The organism is Micromonospora sp. NPDC049523, from assembly GCF_040676775.1.
Classification (GTDB): domain Bacteria; phylum Actinomycetota; class Actinomycetes; order Mycobacteriales; family Micromonosporaceae; genus Micromonospora_G.
Map to the genome: position 1 here is coordinate 294,242 of NZ_JBFAPP010000004.1, position 14,750 is coordinate 308,991.

General features: G+C 70.5%; 12 protein-coding genes. 6 read left to right on the top strand and 6 right to left on the bottom strand.

Going from position 1 to position 14,750, the window contains the following annotated elements; all coding sequences use genetic code 11:
- The first annotated feature begins 158 nt into the window (after nucleotides 1-158).
- From AB0J90_RS08130 to AB0J90_RS08150, 5 genes are read left to right on the top strand one after another with little or no spacing between them, the layout of a single operon-like run.
- Nucleotides 159-1,466 (top strand): class I SAM-dependent methyltransferase, encoded by a 1,308-nt coding sequence (locus AB0J90_RS08130; protein ID WP_363593431.1) that lies wholly within the window; start codon nucleotides 159-161, stop codon nucleotides 1,464-1,466.
- Nucleotides 1,466-2,338 carry a sugar phosphate nucleotidyltransferase gene (locus tag AB0J90_RS08135; protein WP_363593433.1) on the top strand — a complete coding sequence of 291 codons (873 nt, stop codon included), beginning with the start codon at nucleotides 1,466-1,468 and terminating at the stop codon, nucleotides 2,336-2,338. The genes AB0J90_RS08130 and AB0J90_RS08135 overlap by 1 nt, the downstream gene beginning before the upstream one ends.
- The gene (locus AB0J90_RS08140) at nucleotides 2,338-2,976 is read left to right on the top strand and encodes a PIG-L family deacetylase (protein WP_363593435.1); all 639 of its coding nucleotides are present in this window, start codon (nucleotides 2,338-2,340) and stop codon (nucleotides 2,974-2,976) included. Before AB0J90_RS08135 ends, AB0J90_RS08140 begins: the two co-directional genes overlap by 1 nt.
- A gap of 22 nt (nucleotides 2,977-2,998) precedes the next feature.
- Nucleotides 2,999-4,300, top strand: a complete 1,302-nt coding sequence (locus tag AB0J90_RS08145; RefSeq protein ID WP_363593437.1) for a polysaccharide pyruvyl transferase family protein — start codon at nucleotides 2,999-3,001, stop codon at nucleotides 4,298-4,300.
- Nucleotides 4,297-5,586, top strand: coding sequence for a Coenzyme F420 hydrogenase/dehydrogenase, beta subunit C-terminal domain (locus tag AB0J90_RS08150; protein ID WP_363593439.1), 1,290 nt, complete (start codon nucleotides 4,297-4,299; stop codon nucleotides 5,584-5,586). The genes AB0J90_RS08145 and AB0J90_RS08150 overlap by 4 nt, the downstream gene beginning before the upstream one ends.
- On the opposite strand, the gene AB0J90_RS08155 is transcribed toward AB0J90_RS08150, so the two are convergent.
- From AB0J90_RS08155 to AB0J90_RS08180, 6 genes are all read right to left on the bottom strand, one after another.
- Complete coding sequence (locus tag AB0J90_RS08155; protein WP_363593441.1) at nucleotides 5,583-6,908, bottom strand: hypothetical protein; 1,326 nt, start codon at nucleotides 6,906-6,908, stop codon at nucleotides 5,583-5,585. The two genes, AB0J90_RS08150 and AB0J90_RS08155, sit on opposite strands and share 4 nt — an antisense overlap.
- Nucleotides 6,909-7,027: 119 nt before the next feature.
- Complete coding sequence (locus tag AB0J90_RS08160; protein ID WP_363593443.1) at nucleotides 7,028-8,173, bottom strand: AI-2E family transporter; 1,146 nt, start codon at nucleotides 8,171-8,173, stop codon at nucleotides 7,028-7,030.
- Nucleotides 8,174-8,262: 89 nt separating this feature from the next.
- Complete coding sequence (locus tag AB0J90_RS08165; RefSeq protein WP_363593676.1) at nucleotides 8,263-8,487, bottom strand: low temperature requirement protein A; 225 nt, start codon at nucleotides 8,485-8,487, stop codon at nucleotides 8,263-8,265.
- A 56-nt stretch (nucleotides 8,488-8,543) separates the two neighbouring features.
- A complete protein-coding gene (locus AB0J90_RS08170) occupies nucleotides 8,544-10,817 on the bottom strand; it encodes a hypothetical protein (protein WP_363593445.1) in 2,274 nt (757 codons plus the stop codon).
- A 281-nt stretch (nucleotides 10,818-11,098) separates the two neighbouring features.
- The gene (locus AB0J90_RS08175; RefSeq protein WP_363593447.1) at nucleotides 11,099-12,346 is read right to left on the bottom strand and encodes a cell division protein DivIVA; all 1,248 of its coding nucleotides are present in this window, start codon (nucleotides 12,344-12,346) and stop codon (nucleotides 11,099-11,101) included.
- A 356-nt stretch (nucleotides 12,347-12,702) separates the two neighbouring features.
- Nucleotides 12,703-13,683 (bottom strand): TIGR03621 family F420-dependent LLM class oxidoreductase, encoded by a 981-nt coding sequence (locus AB0J90_RS08180; protein ID WP_363593449.1) that lies wholly within the window; start codon nucleotides 13,681-13,683, stop codon nucleotides 12,703-12,705.
- A 169-nt stretch (nucleotides 13,684-13,852) separates the two neighbouring features.
- Here AB0J90_RS08180 and AB0J90_RS08185 point away from each other — a divergent pair, with 169 nt between their 5' ends.
- On the top strand, nucleotides 13,853-14,734 hold the full coding sequence (locus AB0J90_RS08185) for a hypothetical protein (RefSeq protein ID WP_363593451.1): 882 nt from the start codon (nucleotides 13,853-13,855) through the stop codon (nucleotides 14,732-14,734).
- Nucleotides 14,735-14,750: the final 16 nt, after the last annotated feature.

Sequence of the window (14,750 nt, forward strand, 5' to 3'; positions counted from 1 at the left end):
CGGGGGTGAGAAGGCAGAGTTTATGAGGGCGCGGTGATCACCACTGAGTAGTGTCGGACTTTTTACTGAACACCCCGGCCGGAAAGCGCCGGAACTAGCGTGGCCGAAGCGTGCCGGCGGGCGCCGCGCGAGGTGGGCGAATAATCGGGGTGGATCGCATGACCATTGCGGAATGTCGGCTCTGCGGCACGGCATTGACCGAGACGTTCGTGGACCTGGGCATGTCGCCGCTCTGCGAGAGCTACCTGCCCGGGGAGCGGTTGGACAGCGCCGAGACGTTCTACCCCCTGCACGTACGGATCTGTTCCAGTTGCCTGCTCGTGCAACTGCCGGCATACGTGCCGGGAGAGGACATTTTCTCCGACTACGCCTATTTCTCCTCCTATTCCGATTCGTGGGTGGCACACGCCAAGCGGTACGCCGACACGATGATCGATACGCTCGGGCTCGGTCCGGAAAGTCTGGTCACCGAGGTCGCGAGCAACGACGGTTACCTGCTCCAGCACTTCGTCGCCCGGGACGTCCCGGTGCTCGGGGTGGAGCCGGCGGCGAACATCGCCGAGGTGGCCCGGGCCAAGGGGATCCGTACCGAGGTGCACTTCCTGGGTGCCGAGACCGGCGCCGACCTGGCCGCCCGGTACGGCCGGGCCGACCTGGTCGCCGGCAACAACGTCTACGCCCACGTGCCGGACCTGATCGGATTCACCGCCGGGCTGGCCGCGCTGGTGAAGCCGGGCGGGCTGGTCACGCTGGAGTTCCCGCACCTGCTGCGGCTGATCGAACGCCGGCAGTACGACACCATCTACCACGAGCACTACCAGTACCTCTCCCTGCTCACCGCGCAGCGGGCGCTGGCCACCGCCGGGCTGGCCGTCGCCGACGTCGAGGAACTCTCCTCGCACGGCGGCTCGCTGCGGGTGCACGCCCGGCCGGCGACCCTGTCCACGGCCACGGCGGTCGCCGCCGAACCGGGCGGCGCCCGCACGGGTGAGAGTTCGGGCTGGGTGCCGTCGAGCCTGGGCTGGGAGCCGTCGAGCAACGTCAAGTCGGTGCTGGAGGCGGAGGCCGAGGCCGGACTGCACACGCTCGACGGGCACCGAGGCTTCGCCGAGGCCGTCTTCACCATCAAGCGGAACCTGCTCGACTTCCTGCTCACCGCGCGGGCCGAGGGCAAGCGGGTGGTCGGGTACGGTGCCCCGGGCAAGGGCAACACGCTGCTCAACCACTGCGGTATCCGGTCGGACCTGCTGGCGTACACGGTCGACCGGAGTCCGTACAAGCAGGGCAGGTTCCTGCCCGGGACGCACATCCCGATCCACGCGCCGGAGCGGCTGGCGCAGGACCGTCCCGACTACGTGCTGGTCCTGCCCTGGAACCTGCGTACCGAGATCTCCACCCAGCTGGCGTACGTCCGTGAATGGGGCGGCCGGCTCGTCTACCCCATCCCGGAGCTTGAGGTGGTCTGATGAAGGTCGTCCTGTTCTGCGGCGGACTGGGAATGCGCATGCGGGAGGGTGCCGCCTCGGCGCCCAAACCGATGGCGATGATCGGTGACCGGCCGTTGCTCTGGCACGTCATGCGCTATTACGCCCACTTCGGACATACCGACTTCATCCTCTGTCTGGGCTACGGCGCTGCGGCGGTCAAGGACTACTTCCTGCACTACGACGAAACGCTCTCCAACGACTTCACCCTCACCATGGGTGGTCGGGACGTACGCCTGTTCGCCACCGACATCACCGACTGGAACATCACCTTCATCGACACCGGGCTCGGCGCGACCATCGGCGAGCGGCTGATGCGGGTACGCAAGCACGTCCAGGACGAGGAGATGTTCCTGGCCAACTACGCGGACACGCTGACCGACGCGCCCCTGCCCGCGATGATCGACCGGTTCCGGGCCTCGACCGCCACGGCCAGCCTGCTCGCCGTACCGGTGCAGTCGACCCACCACGTGATCGACATCGACGAGTACGACCAGGTGCGCCGGGTCCGGCCCATCCGCGAGCTGATGCAGTGGGAGAACGGCGGCTACTTCATCCTCCGCCCGGAGATCTTCGACGAGCTGCGCGAGGGCGAGGACATGGTGCCGCACGCCTTCGACCGGCTGCTGCCACGCCAGGGACTGATGGCGCAACGGCACAGCGGCTTCTGGCGGGCCGCCGACACCTTCAAGGACCGGGCCGAGCTGGAGGAGCTCTACCACTCCGCCCGCTGCCCGTGGATGCTCTGGGACGCACACCGGCACGGCGGCAGCCCGATCCCGCCCCCGTTCGCCGGCCGGATCGACACCCCGGCCGAGCAGGCCGGCCCCGGCACCCACGCGTTGATCCACTGATGGGAGCGCTGCGGCTGAGCGCGGTCCGATCGCTGGTCCTCGTCGGGGCGCACCCCGACGACATCGAGATCGGCGCGGGCGGACTGCTGCTCGCGCTCGGTGCGGCCAACCCCGGCCTGCGGGTGCACTATCTGCTCCTCACCGGCACGCCGGACCGGCAGGCCGAGGCGCGCTCGGCGGCCGCGGCGTTCCTGCCCACCGCCCGGATCGACTTCGACCTGCACGAACTTCCCGACGGCCGGGTGCCCGCGTACTGGGAACAGGCAAAAGAGATCGTCAATGCGGCAGCCGCCGCGACCAGCCCCGACCTGGTGGTGGCGCCGGCTCCGGACGATGCCCACCAGGACCATCGCACCCTCGCCGAACTGGTACCCACCTCATTTCGCCGCGCGTCGGTGTTGCACTATGAAATCCCCAAGTGGGACGGTGACCTGGGCCGGCGGAACATTTACCTGCCGCTCACGGACGAGCAGGCCCGGCGCAAGGTGGAGCTGCTACACACCAGTTACCCGTCCCAGAAGGACCGGGACTGGTGGGACGACGAGGTCTTCCTCGGGCTGGCCCGGCTGCGGGGCATGGAATGCCGATCCCGGTACGCCGAGGCGTTCCGGTGTGAGAAAGCGGTAATCGAGTTATGACCCAGCACAGCGAGCCGGCCCGATGAGCGGCGAGGTGCTTTCCGCCTGCCTGTTCGGCGTACCCGGATCCCACCTCAACCTCGGCGTGGGCGCGCTGCGCGCGGCCACCCTCGGCGGGTTGCTGGCCCGGGAGCCGCAGGCCGACGTCACCGTCTTCGACGACGGCTGGGGCCAGCGGTCCGGGCACGCCTTCGTCGGCGGCCGACCGGTGTCGATCTCGCTCGCCGGTGCCCGGCACTCGCGCCGCTACCACCGCCCCGAGTCGTACCTGAACATGCGGGTCAGCGCCGCGCTCGGTGGGTTCGGCAATTCCGGCGTGGCGAAGATCGACCGGGCCGACGTGGTGCTCGACGTCAGCGGCGGGGACAGCTTCAGCGACATCTACGGCGAGCACCGGTTCCGTACGGTGGCCTGGCCGAAACGGCTCACCCTGCTGCGCCGCCGGCCGCTGGTGCTGCTGCCGCAGACCTACGGGCCGTTCCGCTCGGACCGGATCCGGGCCGAGGCCGCGGCCCTCACCCGGGGCGCGGCCATGGCCTGGGCCCGCGACCCGGAGAGCTACGTCGCGCTGAGTGAGCTACTCGGCGCCGACCTGGACCCGAGCCGGCACCGCGAGGGGGTCGACGTGGCCTTCGCACTCGAGCCGCGCCAGCCGGACCAGCCGGCCCTGGACACCCTGAACCGGTGGTTCGACGCCGCCCCCGGCCCGGTGATCGGCATCAACATCAGTGGCCTGATGGCCCGCGCCGAGGGCCGCACCCAGTTCGGCTTGGCCGCGGACAGCGCGGAGGTGGCCCGCCGGCTCTGCGAACGCCTGCTCGACGAACCGGACACCCGCGTGATCATCGTGCCGCACGTACGCAGCCCGCACGGTGCCGACGACGACACCACGGCGAGCGAGCGGCTGCACGCCGCCCTGGTCGGCAGGTACGGCGACCGGATCACGGTGAGCCCGGCCGGCCTCGACCCGCACCAGAGCAAATGGGTGATCGCCCGGACCACCTGGTTCTGTGGCATGCGGATGCACGCCACCATCGCGGCGCTCTCCTCCTGCGTACCGGTCGCGAACATCGCGTACAGCCTGAAGGCACGCGGGGTCTTCGCCAGCGTGGGCCAGGAGCGGCACGTGGCCGACGCTCGCAAGCTCGCCGACGACGACCTGCTCGACGCGCTCTGGAAGTCCTGGACGTCCCGCGCCGAGACCGCCGTCGAACTCACCGAACGGATCCCGGTGGCGGTCGGCCGGGCCGGGGAGCAGATGGACGAGATCGTCGCCGTGGCCCGAGCCGAGCGGACCCGGCGTACCACGGGAGCGCGCCGATGAGCCGGCCGCAGACCGTACACGACGTCGCCGCGCACAAGCTCTGCACCGGGTGCGGGGTCTGCGCCTACCTCGCGCCGGACGAGATCCGGATGGTCGACGTGCTCGACCAGGGGCGCCGGCCGATCCCGATCACGCCGGTCGGCGGCCCGAGCACCGGAGCGGCGGCGGCGTTGGCCTGCTGCCCCGGGGTCAAGCTGGAACACGAGGCGAGCGCGCCCGCGCCGGGTGAGATCCCCGAGCTGCGGGCCGCCTGGGGACCGGTCCGCAAGATTTGGGAGGGGTACGCCGCCGACCCCGAAATCCGGTACGCCGGCTCCAGCGGCGGGGTGGCCACCGCGCTGGCCGCGTACTGCCTGGAGTACGAGGGGATGGCCGGGACGCTGCACATCGGCGCCCGGGCGGACGTGCCGTACCTGAACGAGACCCGGTTGTCGCGCAGCCGCGACGAACTGCTGGCCAACGCCGGTTCCCGGTACGCCCCGGCCAGCCCGGCCGACCGGCTGGACCTGATCGAGTCGGGCGAGACACCGTCGGTGTTCATCGGCAAGCCCTGCGACGTCGCGGCGGTACGGATGGCCCGCCAGGTACGCCCCGCGCTGGACGCCCGGGTCGGGCTGACCATCGCCGTCTTCTGCGCCGGCACGCCGAGCACCGAGGGCACCCTGGAGATGATGCGCAAGCTCGGGGTGACCGATCCGGACCGAGCGGAGTCGGTGCACTACCGGGGCAACGGCTGGCCGGGCCTGGCGCGCACCCGGATGGTGGACGACCCGCCGGGACAGTTGCGGACGCTCACGTACGAGCAGTCCTGGGGCGAGATCCTGCAGAAGCACCGGCAGTGGCGCTGTTACCTGTGCGCCGACCACACCGGTGAGTTCGCCGACGTGGCCGTCGGTGACCCGTGGTACCGGCCGACCGGCGACGACCCGGGGCGCTCCCTGGTGCTCGCCCGCACCGAGCGGGGCGTACGGCTGGTCGAGGCGGCCATCGCGGCCGGCGCGCTGGTGCTGGAGCCGGTGGCGGCCGAGATCCTGCCGGCCTCGCAGCCGAACCTGCTGCGCGCCCGGGGTGCCGTCTGGGGACGGATGAGTACGCTGCGCGCCGCCGGTCTGATGACCCCCCGGCTGCGCCGGCTGCCGATGGCCCGGATGTGGTTCCGGCACCTCTCCACCAGGGAGAAGCTCCAGTCGACCGTCGGTACGGTGCGCCGGATCAAGCGCAAGCGGCTGCGCGAACCGGCCGACCTGACCCCGTACCGGGACCAGCACCGTTCGGTGAGTGGTTAGCGAACCACCGGTTGGCCGCTGTCGAACCAGACGTTGCTGGCCCGGTCCCAGGTGATGCCGGCCTGGTCGGACCGGGCGATGACGCCGAAGCGGAAGTCGCGCCCGAACCGGTTGCCACGGATCACGATGTTCGACCCGACCAGATCGTCCCTGACCCCGATCGAGTAGTTGCCGCCGTTGCAGTAGTTCTCCTCGACCAGCAGGTTGTCCACCGAGTCGCTGGTGGTCGAACCGATCATGATGCAGGCGTTCGACGGGTCCTTGGTGTCCGCGTCGTGCGGCTCCAACCGGTTGTGCCGGACCACGATGTTGCTGCCGCCGGTGGTCTGCAGGGTGTCGTTGTGCGAGTCCGGCAACCGCGTCAGGTCGTGGATCCAGGAGTCGACGATCGCGGTGTTGGCGCTGAGTCGGGGACCGTCGACGACGTGGTGGATGTTCACCCGGCGCAGCGTGTAGTTGGCGCAACAGACCGCGGCCGAGTTCTTGCCCATGCCGTTGATCTCGACGTTCTCCACCACCAGGTCGCTGGCCGTGTCGTAGGTCCGGATGGAGAAGGTGGAACTGTCGCAGGTGATCCGCGAGTTCCGGATGGTCACGTTCTTCGCCCGTACGGTCACGCAGCCGGTGATGTCGAGGTTGCTGACCACCATGCCCGGCTCACGCAGGTCCAGTGAGCTGGACGGCCGCAGCACCGTGCCGGCCGGTACGCCGGTGTTCTCCGGTCCGGGCCAGTAGCTCATCGGGGTGGGTGCGCCGGTGACGCTCTCGCCGGTGGGTGGGTCGGTGCCGAAGTCCAGCGGGCTCGGTACGGCGGTGGCCGGCTTGCGGTCCTGGCGGGCGAAGGGCCGGCCGTTCGCGGTCGAGTCGAGGATGGTGGCGGGCGCGTCGTCGCGCTGCTCGAACGGCTGGCGGCACCCGTCGACCCGGACCCGCACCGCCGAGTAGCCGCCGGGCACGATGCCGTCGGTCCGGTTGTCGGCGCAGTCGATCCGGGTGTCCTCGATGACGGTGTTGCGTACCCCGTCGCGGATCCGGACGGCGGCGGCGCCGCCGGCACGGATGGTGATCCGCCGGAGCGTGACGTGGTCCGCCGCGATCTCGATCGGACGGTCGATCGTCTGTCCCCAGAGGACGGTGTTCGGCTGGTCCAGTACGAGTGGGTCGCCCCGTCCCGGTCCGGCGAGGGTGACGATCAGGTAGCCGGTGCCGATGACCACGGCCAGGCAGATGCCGATGACCACCACGAGCAGGGGACCGCGCCGGGGTGATCGCGGCGCCGGCTCCTCCGAGGGAGCCGGTGGTAGCGATTCGACACCGGTCATCGACGTCCCCCCTTTAGAGATCAAGAATGATCCTACAAGCGGGTGCGGAAGTGAAGGAATTGTTGATTCTGACAAATTGTGGACAACATTTGCCTTCGGTCACCCAAGCCGTTGCCGGGTCACCTCCGCTGCTGTCGCGGCAGCACCACCTCGCGCAGGATCAGCTGAATCGCCGCCACCGCCGGGATCGCCACCAGCGCGCCGATCACCCCGAACAGAGCCACTCCGACCAGTGCGGCGACGATCGCCGCCACGTCGTTCACCTTGACCGAGCGCTCCATCACCTTCGGGTAGATCAGGTAATTTTCGAGTTGCTGGTAGATGACGAAGAACACGAGACACGCGATTCCCGCGGGCAGGTCGGTGGCGAATCCGACCAGGCTGACGATGACCGCGCCGAGGGTCGCACCGATCTGCGGAACCAGATCGCAGACGGCCACCACGACGGCCAGGGCGAAGGGGTACGCCAGACCGACGATCATGGCGAAGACGAAGGTGCAGACCCCGGCGAGTACGGCGATCGCCAGCGCACCCACCATGTACGCGCCGACCTTGGCCAGGATCTCGTCGGTGATCAGGGAGACGCGGTGCCTGCGGCTGGCCGGCACCAGGGCGTACCCGAGCGTCTTCAACCGGTCGAACGCGGACATGAAGTAGATGGTCAGGACCAGCACGGTCAGCACGTTGAAGATGGCGCCGAAGATGAACTGGGCGCCGCCGAACACCCCGCCGACCGCCTGGCTGATCGTCTCCGGGTTCGCCGCGGCCTGGATCCGGTCCATCAGGTCGTACCGCTCGACCAGGTCGTTGACGGTGGCGTTGCGCTGCAACTCCTCCACGTACGTGGGGACCTGTTCGAGGAACTGACCGGTCTGGGTCAGCACCGGCGGCACCAGGGCGAAGATCCCACCGGCGAGCACCAGTAGCAGGGTCAGCGCGACCACCGTCACGGCGAGCCCGTGCGCCAGCCCCCAGCGCCGCAACCGGGCCACCGCGGGGTTGAGTCCGATGGCGAGGAAGAGCGCGATGAAGATCAGGATCAACATCGAGGCCGCGCCGCGTACGGCGAGGAAGGTCGTGTACGCCAGCAGCAGCCCCAGGCCGCCGGTGAACCCGATCAGGAAGCTGTTGCGCCGCAGCGGTCGACCGGGCTGCCCGTACCGGCCGCTGGTGGTGGACTCCGGTTCTCCGGACTCGTCGGCGCGGCGCTGTTCCGGAGTCGGTGCCGCCCGTTCGACCTCTGCCGTCGGCTCTTCGACCGCCACCGGGCCCTCCCGTACTTGAACTGTCTGCCCCGGGAGGTTATCGGCTGGTTCGTTCACCCCGGCGGCGAGGGCTGCTCCGGTACCCGTCCCTAGGCGCAGGCGAAGACGAGGCCGTACTCGGTGAAGGCGCGGGGCAGCGTCGACGCCATCAGCAGGCTGCCCAGCATGACCGTGACCGTGACCGTGACCGTGATGAGCTTGATCGAGATCTGCTGCGGGTCGTACAGGTCGGTGAGGAACGCGGTGATCGACCAGACCCACCACATCGCCATCAGCAGCAGCAGCGACTGCAGCGCACCGGTCCCCGCCGGGATCCCTCCGGGTCGCGCTCCAGCGCCGCCTTGGTGCTGACCCTCATCTCGGCCGCGCGTTACTCGGACTCGACCGAGACCTTCTGCTCGGCGTCCACCGAAACCTTCTTCGGTTTCGCACTCCGCTCGTCCGTGGTCGGCTTGGCGGCGTGGTCGTCCGTGGTCGGCTTCGCGCTGAGCTTGCCACTGTCACCGGTGCTCGTGATCTTGGTGGCGGTCGCCTCCCGGCCACCCTCACCCGGCACCGCGGCCACGGTCGGCTCGCCGTTCACGTCGCTGGTGATCGCGTCCGCGTTGACCGGAGCCTCCGCCGGGGCGGTGGGACTGGTCCGGGTCGCCGGCCGGTCGACCGCGCTGTCCGCCGCCCGCTGTACGTCGGCGCCGGCCTCCACCACGAGCTGCTCGGCCTCCTCGGCCGACCGCTGGGTGCCGGTCAACCGCTGCTGCTCCCCGGCGAGTTGCTGGTGCGCCTCGGCCAGCCGGCGCTGGATGTTGTCCGACTCCTGCCGGGACGCCACCGTCTCCTGCCGTAGGTCCGCGAGCTGCTGCTGCGCCTTCGCGATCTCCTGCATCACCTCGGCGAGCTGCTGCCGGCCGGCGGCCGCCTCCTGCTGGGTGGTGGCCAGGTGTTGCTGCGTGGTGGCGAGATGCTGCTGTGCGGTGGCGGTGTACTCCTCGAACTGCCGGCGGGACGCCGCGGCGTGCTCCTCGGCCTCCTGCCGCGCGGTGGCTAGGTGCTCCTCGGCCTGCCGCTGCACCTGCGTGGCGTGCTCGTCGGCGGCGCGCCGGATCTCCTCGGCCTCTCGCTCCAGCTCCGCGCGCTGGGCGGCGTGCTGCTGCTCGATGTTGGTCCGCCACTGGGCGAACTCCTGCTCCGACGCGGTACGCCGGGCGTCGAGCTCCTGCTCCGCCGCACTCCACCGGCCGGCGATCTCCTCGTCGATGGTGGCCCGGCGCTGCTCGATCTCGTGGTCGACACTGGCCCGCCAACCGTCCAGCTCGCGCTGGGTCTGGCCACGGACCTGCTCCACGTACGCGTCGGCGTCCACCCGGGACCGCCGGACGATCTCCGTGGTCTGCTCGGTGACCCGCTGCGCCTCCGCCTGGGCCTTGGCGTGGGCGGCCTCGCCGGCCTCCCGCAGCCGCGCGCCCTCCTCCCGGCCCTTCGCCAACGCCGTCTCGCCAGCCTCGCGGAGCTGGGCGGCCTGGCGCTGCGCCTCGGCGAGCGCCGCCTCACCGTCCTGCCGGGCCCGGGTGAGCAGCGCCTCGCTCTCCTGCCGGGCCCGGGTGAGCAGTGTCTCGCTCTCCTGCCGGGCCTTGGCCAGCTGGGCTTCACCGTCCTGCTTGGCCTTGTTCAGCGCGGCTTCGCTGTCCTGCTTCGCCTTGGCGAGGGTGGCCTGGGCGGCCTCGCGCAGCCGGGTCGCTTCCTGCCTGGCCTGGGTGAGCGTGGTCTCCCCGTCCTGGCGGGCCTTGGCCAGGTGGGCTTCGCTGTCCTGCTTCGCCTTGGCGAGGGTGGCCTGGGCGACCTCGCGCAACCGGGCCGCCTCCTGCTGGGCCTTCGCGAGGGTCGACTCGCTTTCCTTGCGGGCCTTGGTCAGGGTCGCTTCGCTTTCCTGCCGGGCCTTCGCCAGCGCCGCCTCACCGTCCTGCTTGCCCTTGAGCCGGGTCGCTTCGCTTTCCTTGCGGGCCTTGGCCAGGGTCGCTTCGCTTTCCTGCCGGGCCTTCGCCAGCGCCGCCTCACCGGCCTGGCGCAGTTGCGCGCCCTCCCGGTGTCCCTGCTCGTGCGCGGACTTCCCGGCTTCCTGGAGCCGGGCGGCCTGTTCGGTCGCGGCGGCCACCGCGGCGTCCACCTTCGCCTTGCGGGCCGCGGCGGACTGTTCCTCCTCGCGACGGCGGGAGGAGAGGGCGAGTTCGAAGTCGCGCAGCGCGGTGGCGGCGTGGTCGCGTGCCTCGGTGAGGATCCGGTTCGCCTCGCCCCGGTGCGCCTCGGCCTCGCTCGTCGCCTGGGAGAGCGTGAACTCGGCCTGCTCGTGGGCGAGGGACAGGATCTGCCCGACCACCGGGCCGACGTGCAGCAGGGACGCCTGGTCCACCGTGCCGGCCTGGCGGCGTACCTCGGTCAGGTCGCGTTGCAACTGCTCGACCTGACCGGCGAGCTTGTGGATCTGGGTGAACGCCTGCTCACGTTCGGCGGCGAGCGTGGTTATCTCGTTCTCCGCGCGGATGACGTACCGGTCCACCTGTCGTCTGTCATAGCCTCGCAGGGCCGACTCGAAGCTGGGCTCCGTAGCCACTTCCCCACCAAGGGCGAACAGTTCCTCGCCGTGCGACATGTCCCCATCCTCACATGCGGTGTGGCGCGGCGCGGCGATACCGTCCGGCCCGATGGGATGGAAGCAACTACTTCCTTATTATGCGGGGTGTCCGTTTCATCGGAGTAGGTCGGGGTTGATCCACTACCCGGCTCCGGCATCCGGACAGGCCGCAGGGCCGTACCGGCACAATCCGGTACGGCCCCGCGCACTCTCCTGCCCCGCTCGGCGGGTCCCACCCGATGACGGGTCGAACCCGGACCGACAATCTGCCCGACGAACCCGCGCCTGACGGAACCCGGTCAGCTCGCGGCGTCGGCGGTCTTGCGCTCCTCCGCGTCGTCCGTCTTCGCGGCGGCGGCAGCGGCCGCCGGTGCCACCGGCACGATGCCAGCCAGACCGGAAAGCATCTGCCCGAGCTGCGAGGTGACCGCGTCCTTCTGCCGGGTCAGGTCCTCGACCTCGCGGCGAGCCGCCTGCGTGGTCAGGTCCGCCTCGGTACGCGCCTCGTTCAGCAGCCGGTTCGACTCGGCCCGAGCCTCGTTCAGGGTCTTGTCGGCGAGCGCCTTGGCCTTCTCCACCGTCTCCTGCGCGCTGCGCTCGGACTCGATCCTGCGCGCCTCGGCCCGCTGCTCGATCTCCTTGGCCCGCTCCTGAGCGCCCCGGGCCCGCTGCTCGGCCTCGCCGACCAGCTTCTGGGTCTGCGCGACCTGGGCGGCGTGCCGCTCGGACTCCTCGCGCTCGGACTTCTCCCGGCGCTCGGCCAACTGCAGCTCTAGCGCCTGGAGGTCCTTGTCCCGCTTGTCCCGGGCGTCGGTGAGCAGCTTGGTCGCCTCGGCGCGCTTCTCCTCGGCCTCGCGGGCCGCCTTCGCACGCTGCTGGGTGATCTCCCGCTCGGCGGTGGCGCGCAGGGTCGCGACCTCCCGCTCGACGGTGGACTTCAACTCGGCCACCTCGTGCGCGGTGACCGTACGGAGCTGCTTGGTCTCCCGGTCGGCGTCGGCGCGCAGCGTGTCCGCCTCACGGCGGGCCTGCACCCGGACCTCGGCGGCCTCCCGCTCGGCGGTGGTACGGACCGTGCCCGCCTCCCGCTCCGCGGTCGCCTTCATCGCGGCGGCCTCGGCCCGCGCCTTGTCGGTGATCTCGCGCGCCTCGAGCCGGGCGGCGGAGAGGATGCCCTCGGACTCGCGCTTGGCCTCGCTGCGGTGGTCGTTGGCCTGTTCCTCGGCGAGCCGCAGGATCTGCTCGACCCGGGTGCCGAGCCCGGAGAGGGTGGGCCGGCTGTTCTCTTCGAGCTGCTTGTTGGTGTCGGTGAGCTTCTGCTCCACCGAGGTCAGGCGTTGTTCGGCCTGGCGGAGCCGACGCTGGGCGTCGTTCATCCGCTGCTCGGCCTCGGCGCGCGCCTGCTCGGACTGGGCCAGCGCCGCGGTCAGCCGCCCGAGGTGGCCGTTGACCTGCTCGCGGTCGTAGCCGCGGAGGGCCACCGTGAAGTCGGGTTGCGAGTTCGCGTTCTCGAAGAACGTAAGAGGGGAGGACTGCTGCTGGGGCATTGGGACATACTGGCAGACACACCGGGGTCCTTCGCAAGAGCTGACCGGCGTTATCACGCCCCGTTCACATGGTCAACGAGGAGTCGTCGGCCTGGCGTACCCTGGTGTGATCTTGGCAGCTCCCGGGGCCGGCGGCGGCCGTCGCGCCACCCGCCCGACGACCGAACGCACCGGTCGTCGCTCCTTTCCCGAACGACGCGCTAACCGCTTCCCGAGTACGTCGCGACGACCGAATGGGCACGGATCGAAGCGGACGAAAAGCAAATCCCCGCCCACCGGAATGGTCGTCGAGGCGATGTCGTGGATAGCCCTGCGTAGCCGGACCGGCGGCGCTGACGCGGATCGGCGGTCACGGGTCAACGGCCGGCGAGCCGCGCGACGATCGGGGCCGCGGCATCCAGGTTGCCGCCCAGGTGCAGGTAGTTGATGCCGTACCGCTCGCGGAGCGCGAACAGCCGCTCCACGCACTCCTGCACCGAACCGTGCAGCACCGACGGCGAGGCGGCGAGCGCGGCCGCATCGGCGAGCGCGGCGTGACTGGAGGTGGACCGGTGCTCCACCCCCCGGTGGGTGACCCGGACGTCGAACATCCGTAACTGGAACTCCAGCGCCGCCGGATCCCGTCCGGCTGCCAGCGCCGCGTCCCGCGCCCAGGCCACCTTGCGGTCCATCCGTTCCGGACTCATCTCCGCCACCGCCGCGAGCGGGTCGACGTCCGGCGCGAGCCTCGGGTTGATCCCGATGATGTCGGCGGTCCGCCCGGCCAGTTCCAGCACCCGCCGGCTGCCACCGCCGACCAGCAACGGTGGCCGGGGCCGCTGCACCGGCTTGGGCAGCCCGTCCAACTCGGTGAGCTGGTAGTGCCGGCCGGCGAAGCTGACCGGCTTGTCGCCGAACAGGCCGGTGATCACCTCGATCGCCTCGGCCAGTCGGTCGACGCGTACGCCCGGCGGGTCGAACGGGAGGCCGGCGGCGTCGTGGTCGTCGCGCAACCAGCCGGCGCCCAGCCCCACCTCGACCCGGCCGCCGGAGAAGACGTCGAGGTTCGCCATCGACTTGTGCAGCAGCACCGGGTGCCGGAAGTCGTTGCAGAAGACCATGCCGAGCACCCGCAGCCGGGTGCTGGCCTCGGCCGCCACGGTCATCGCCACCAGCGGATCCATCGCCCAGCCACCGGTGAAGTGGTCGGAGACCGACACCGAGCTGAAACCGAGCTGCTCGATCCGGCGGATCTCGTCGCGCCACTGCGGCACCGGCCGGTTCAGCGCCGGCATCGAGGCGGTGAACCGGAACGGTCGTGGGCCGGCGCCGACGGTACGGTCCGCGAGTGGGGGCATCGTCCGACTGTAGGCGGGGCGCCGACCCGTACGCGTGGTCCACGTGGCCAGGACCGCGAGCCAGTCGGATTCTCGACAGCAGGCCCCGAGCGGCCCCGAAGTCCTTTCGGCTTCGGCCCGGTGCGGCATACCGTGACCCCCGGCTGGGATCTCTTCGCAGGAGGCCGCGATGACGGTGGTGTACTTCGACTCGCCCATGTCCGACGACGAGCGGCGGCGCAAGCTCTTCGGCGGGGACCTGTTCGTCTACTCGCCCACCCCGCACTCGATGGCGCTGGTCGCCTTCGCGCGGGAGATGGCCGAGTCGGCGTTCGCGCCGCACTTCCCGCCGGACGCCCAGCACCACCTGTCCGGGCCCGAGTACGTGCAGGTGCTCGCCGACCTCAAACCGACCTTCATCAACCACCCCCGGAGCAAGGAACTCGTCCGAGGCATGCTCGCCGACCTGGGCGCCGACGTGGAGCAGACCTACTTCGACGTACCGCGGCTGCGGAGCATGACCAGCGAGTACCTCAACGCCGGGCTGACCCTGCAGTTCGAGTCGCACCGGGACACCTGGTTCTCCGCGCCGATGTCCCAGCTCAACTTCTGGATGCCGGTGTACGACGTCGAGGAGGCCAACGTGATGGCCTTCCACCCGCCGTACTTCTCCAACGGGGTGCGCAACAGCTCCCGGGACTACAACTACGCGCAGTGGGTGGCGCACGGGCGTACCGCCGCGGCGCAGCAGGTCGAGACGGAGACCCGCAAGCAGCCCGAGGCCGAGGAGCAGATCGCGCGCGAGCCGGACATCCGGGTGATCACGCCGCCCGGGGGCGTACTGCTCTTCTCGGGTGCGCAACTGCACACCACGGTGCCGAACACCTCCGGCAAGACCCGCTTCTCCATCGACTTCCGGGCGGTCAACCGCCGCGACGTCGAGCAGCGGGTCGGCGCCGAGAACGTCGACTCCGCCTGCACCGGCACCACGCTCGGTGACTTCCTGCGCGCGACCGATCTGGAGCCGCTGCCGGCCGACCTGATCGAGTCGTACGACACCGTGCCGGCCTGACCCGGTCGCGGTAACC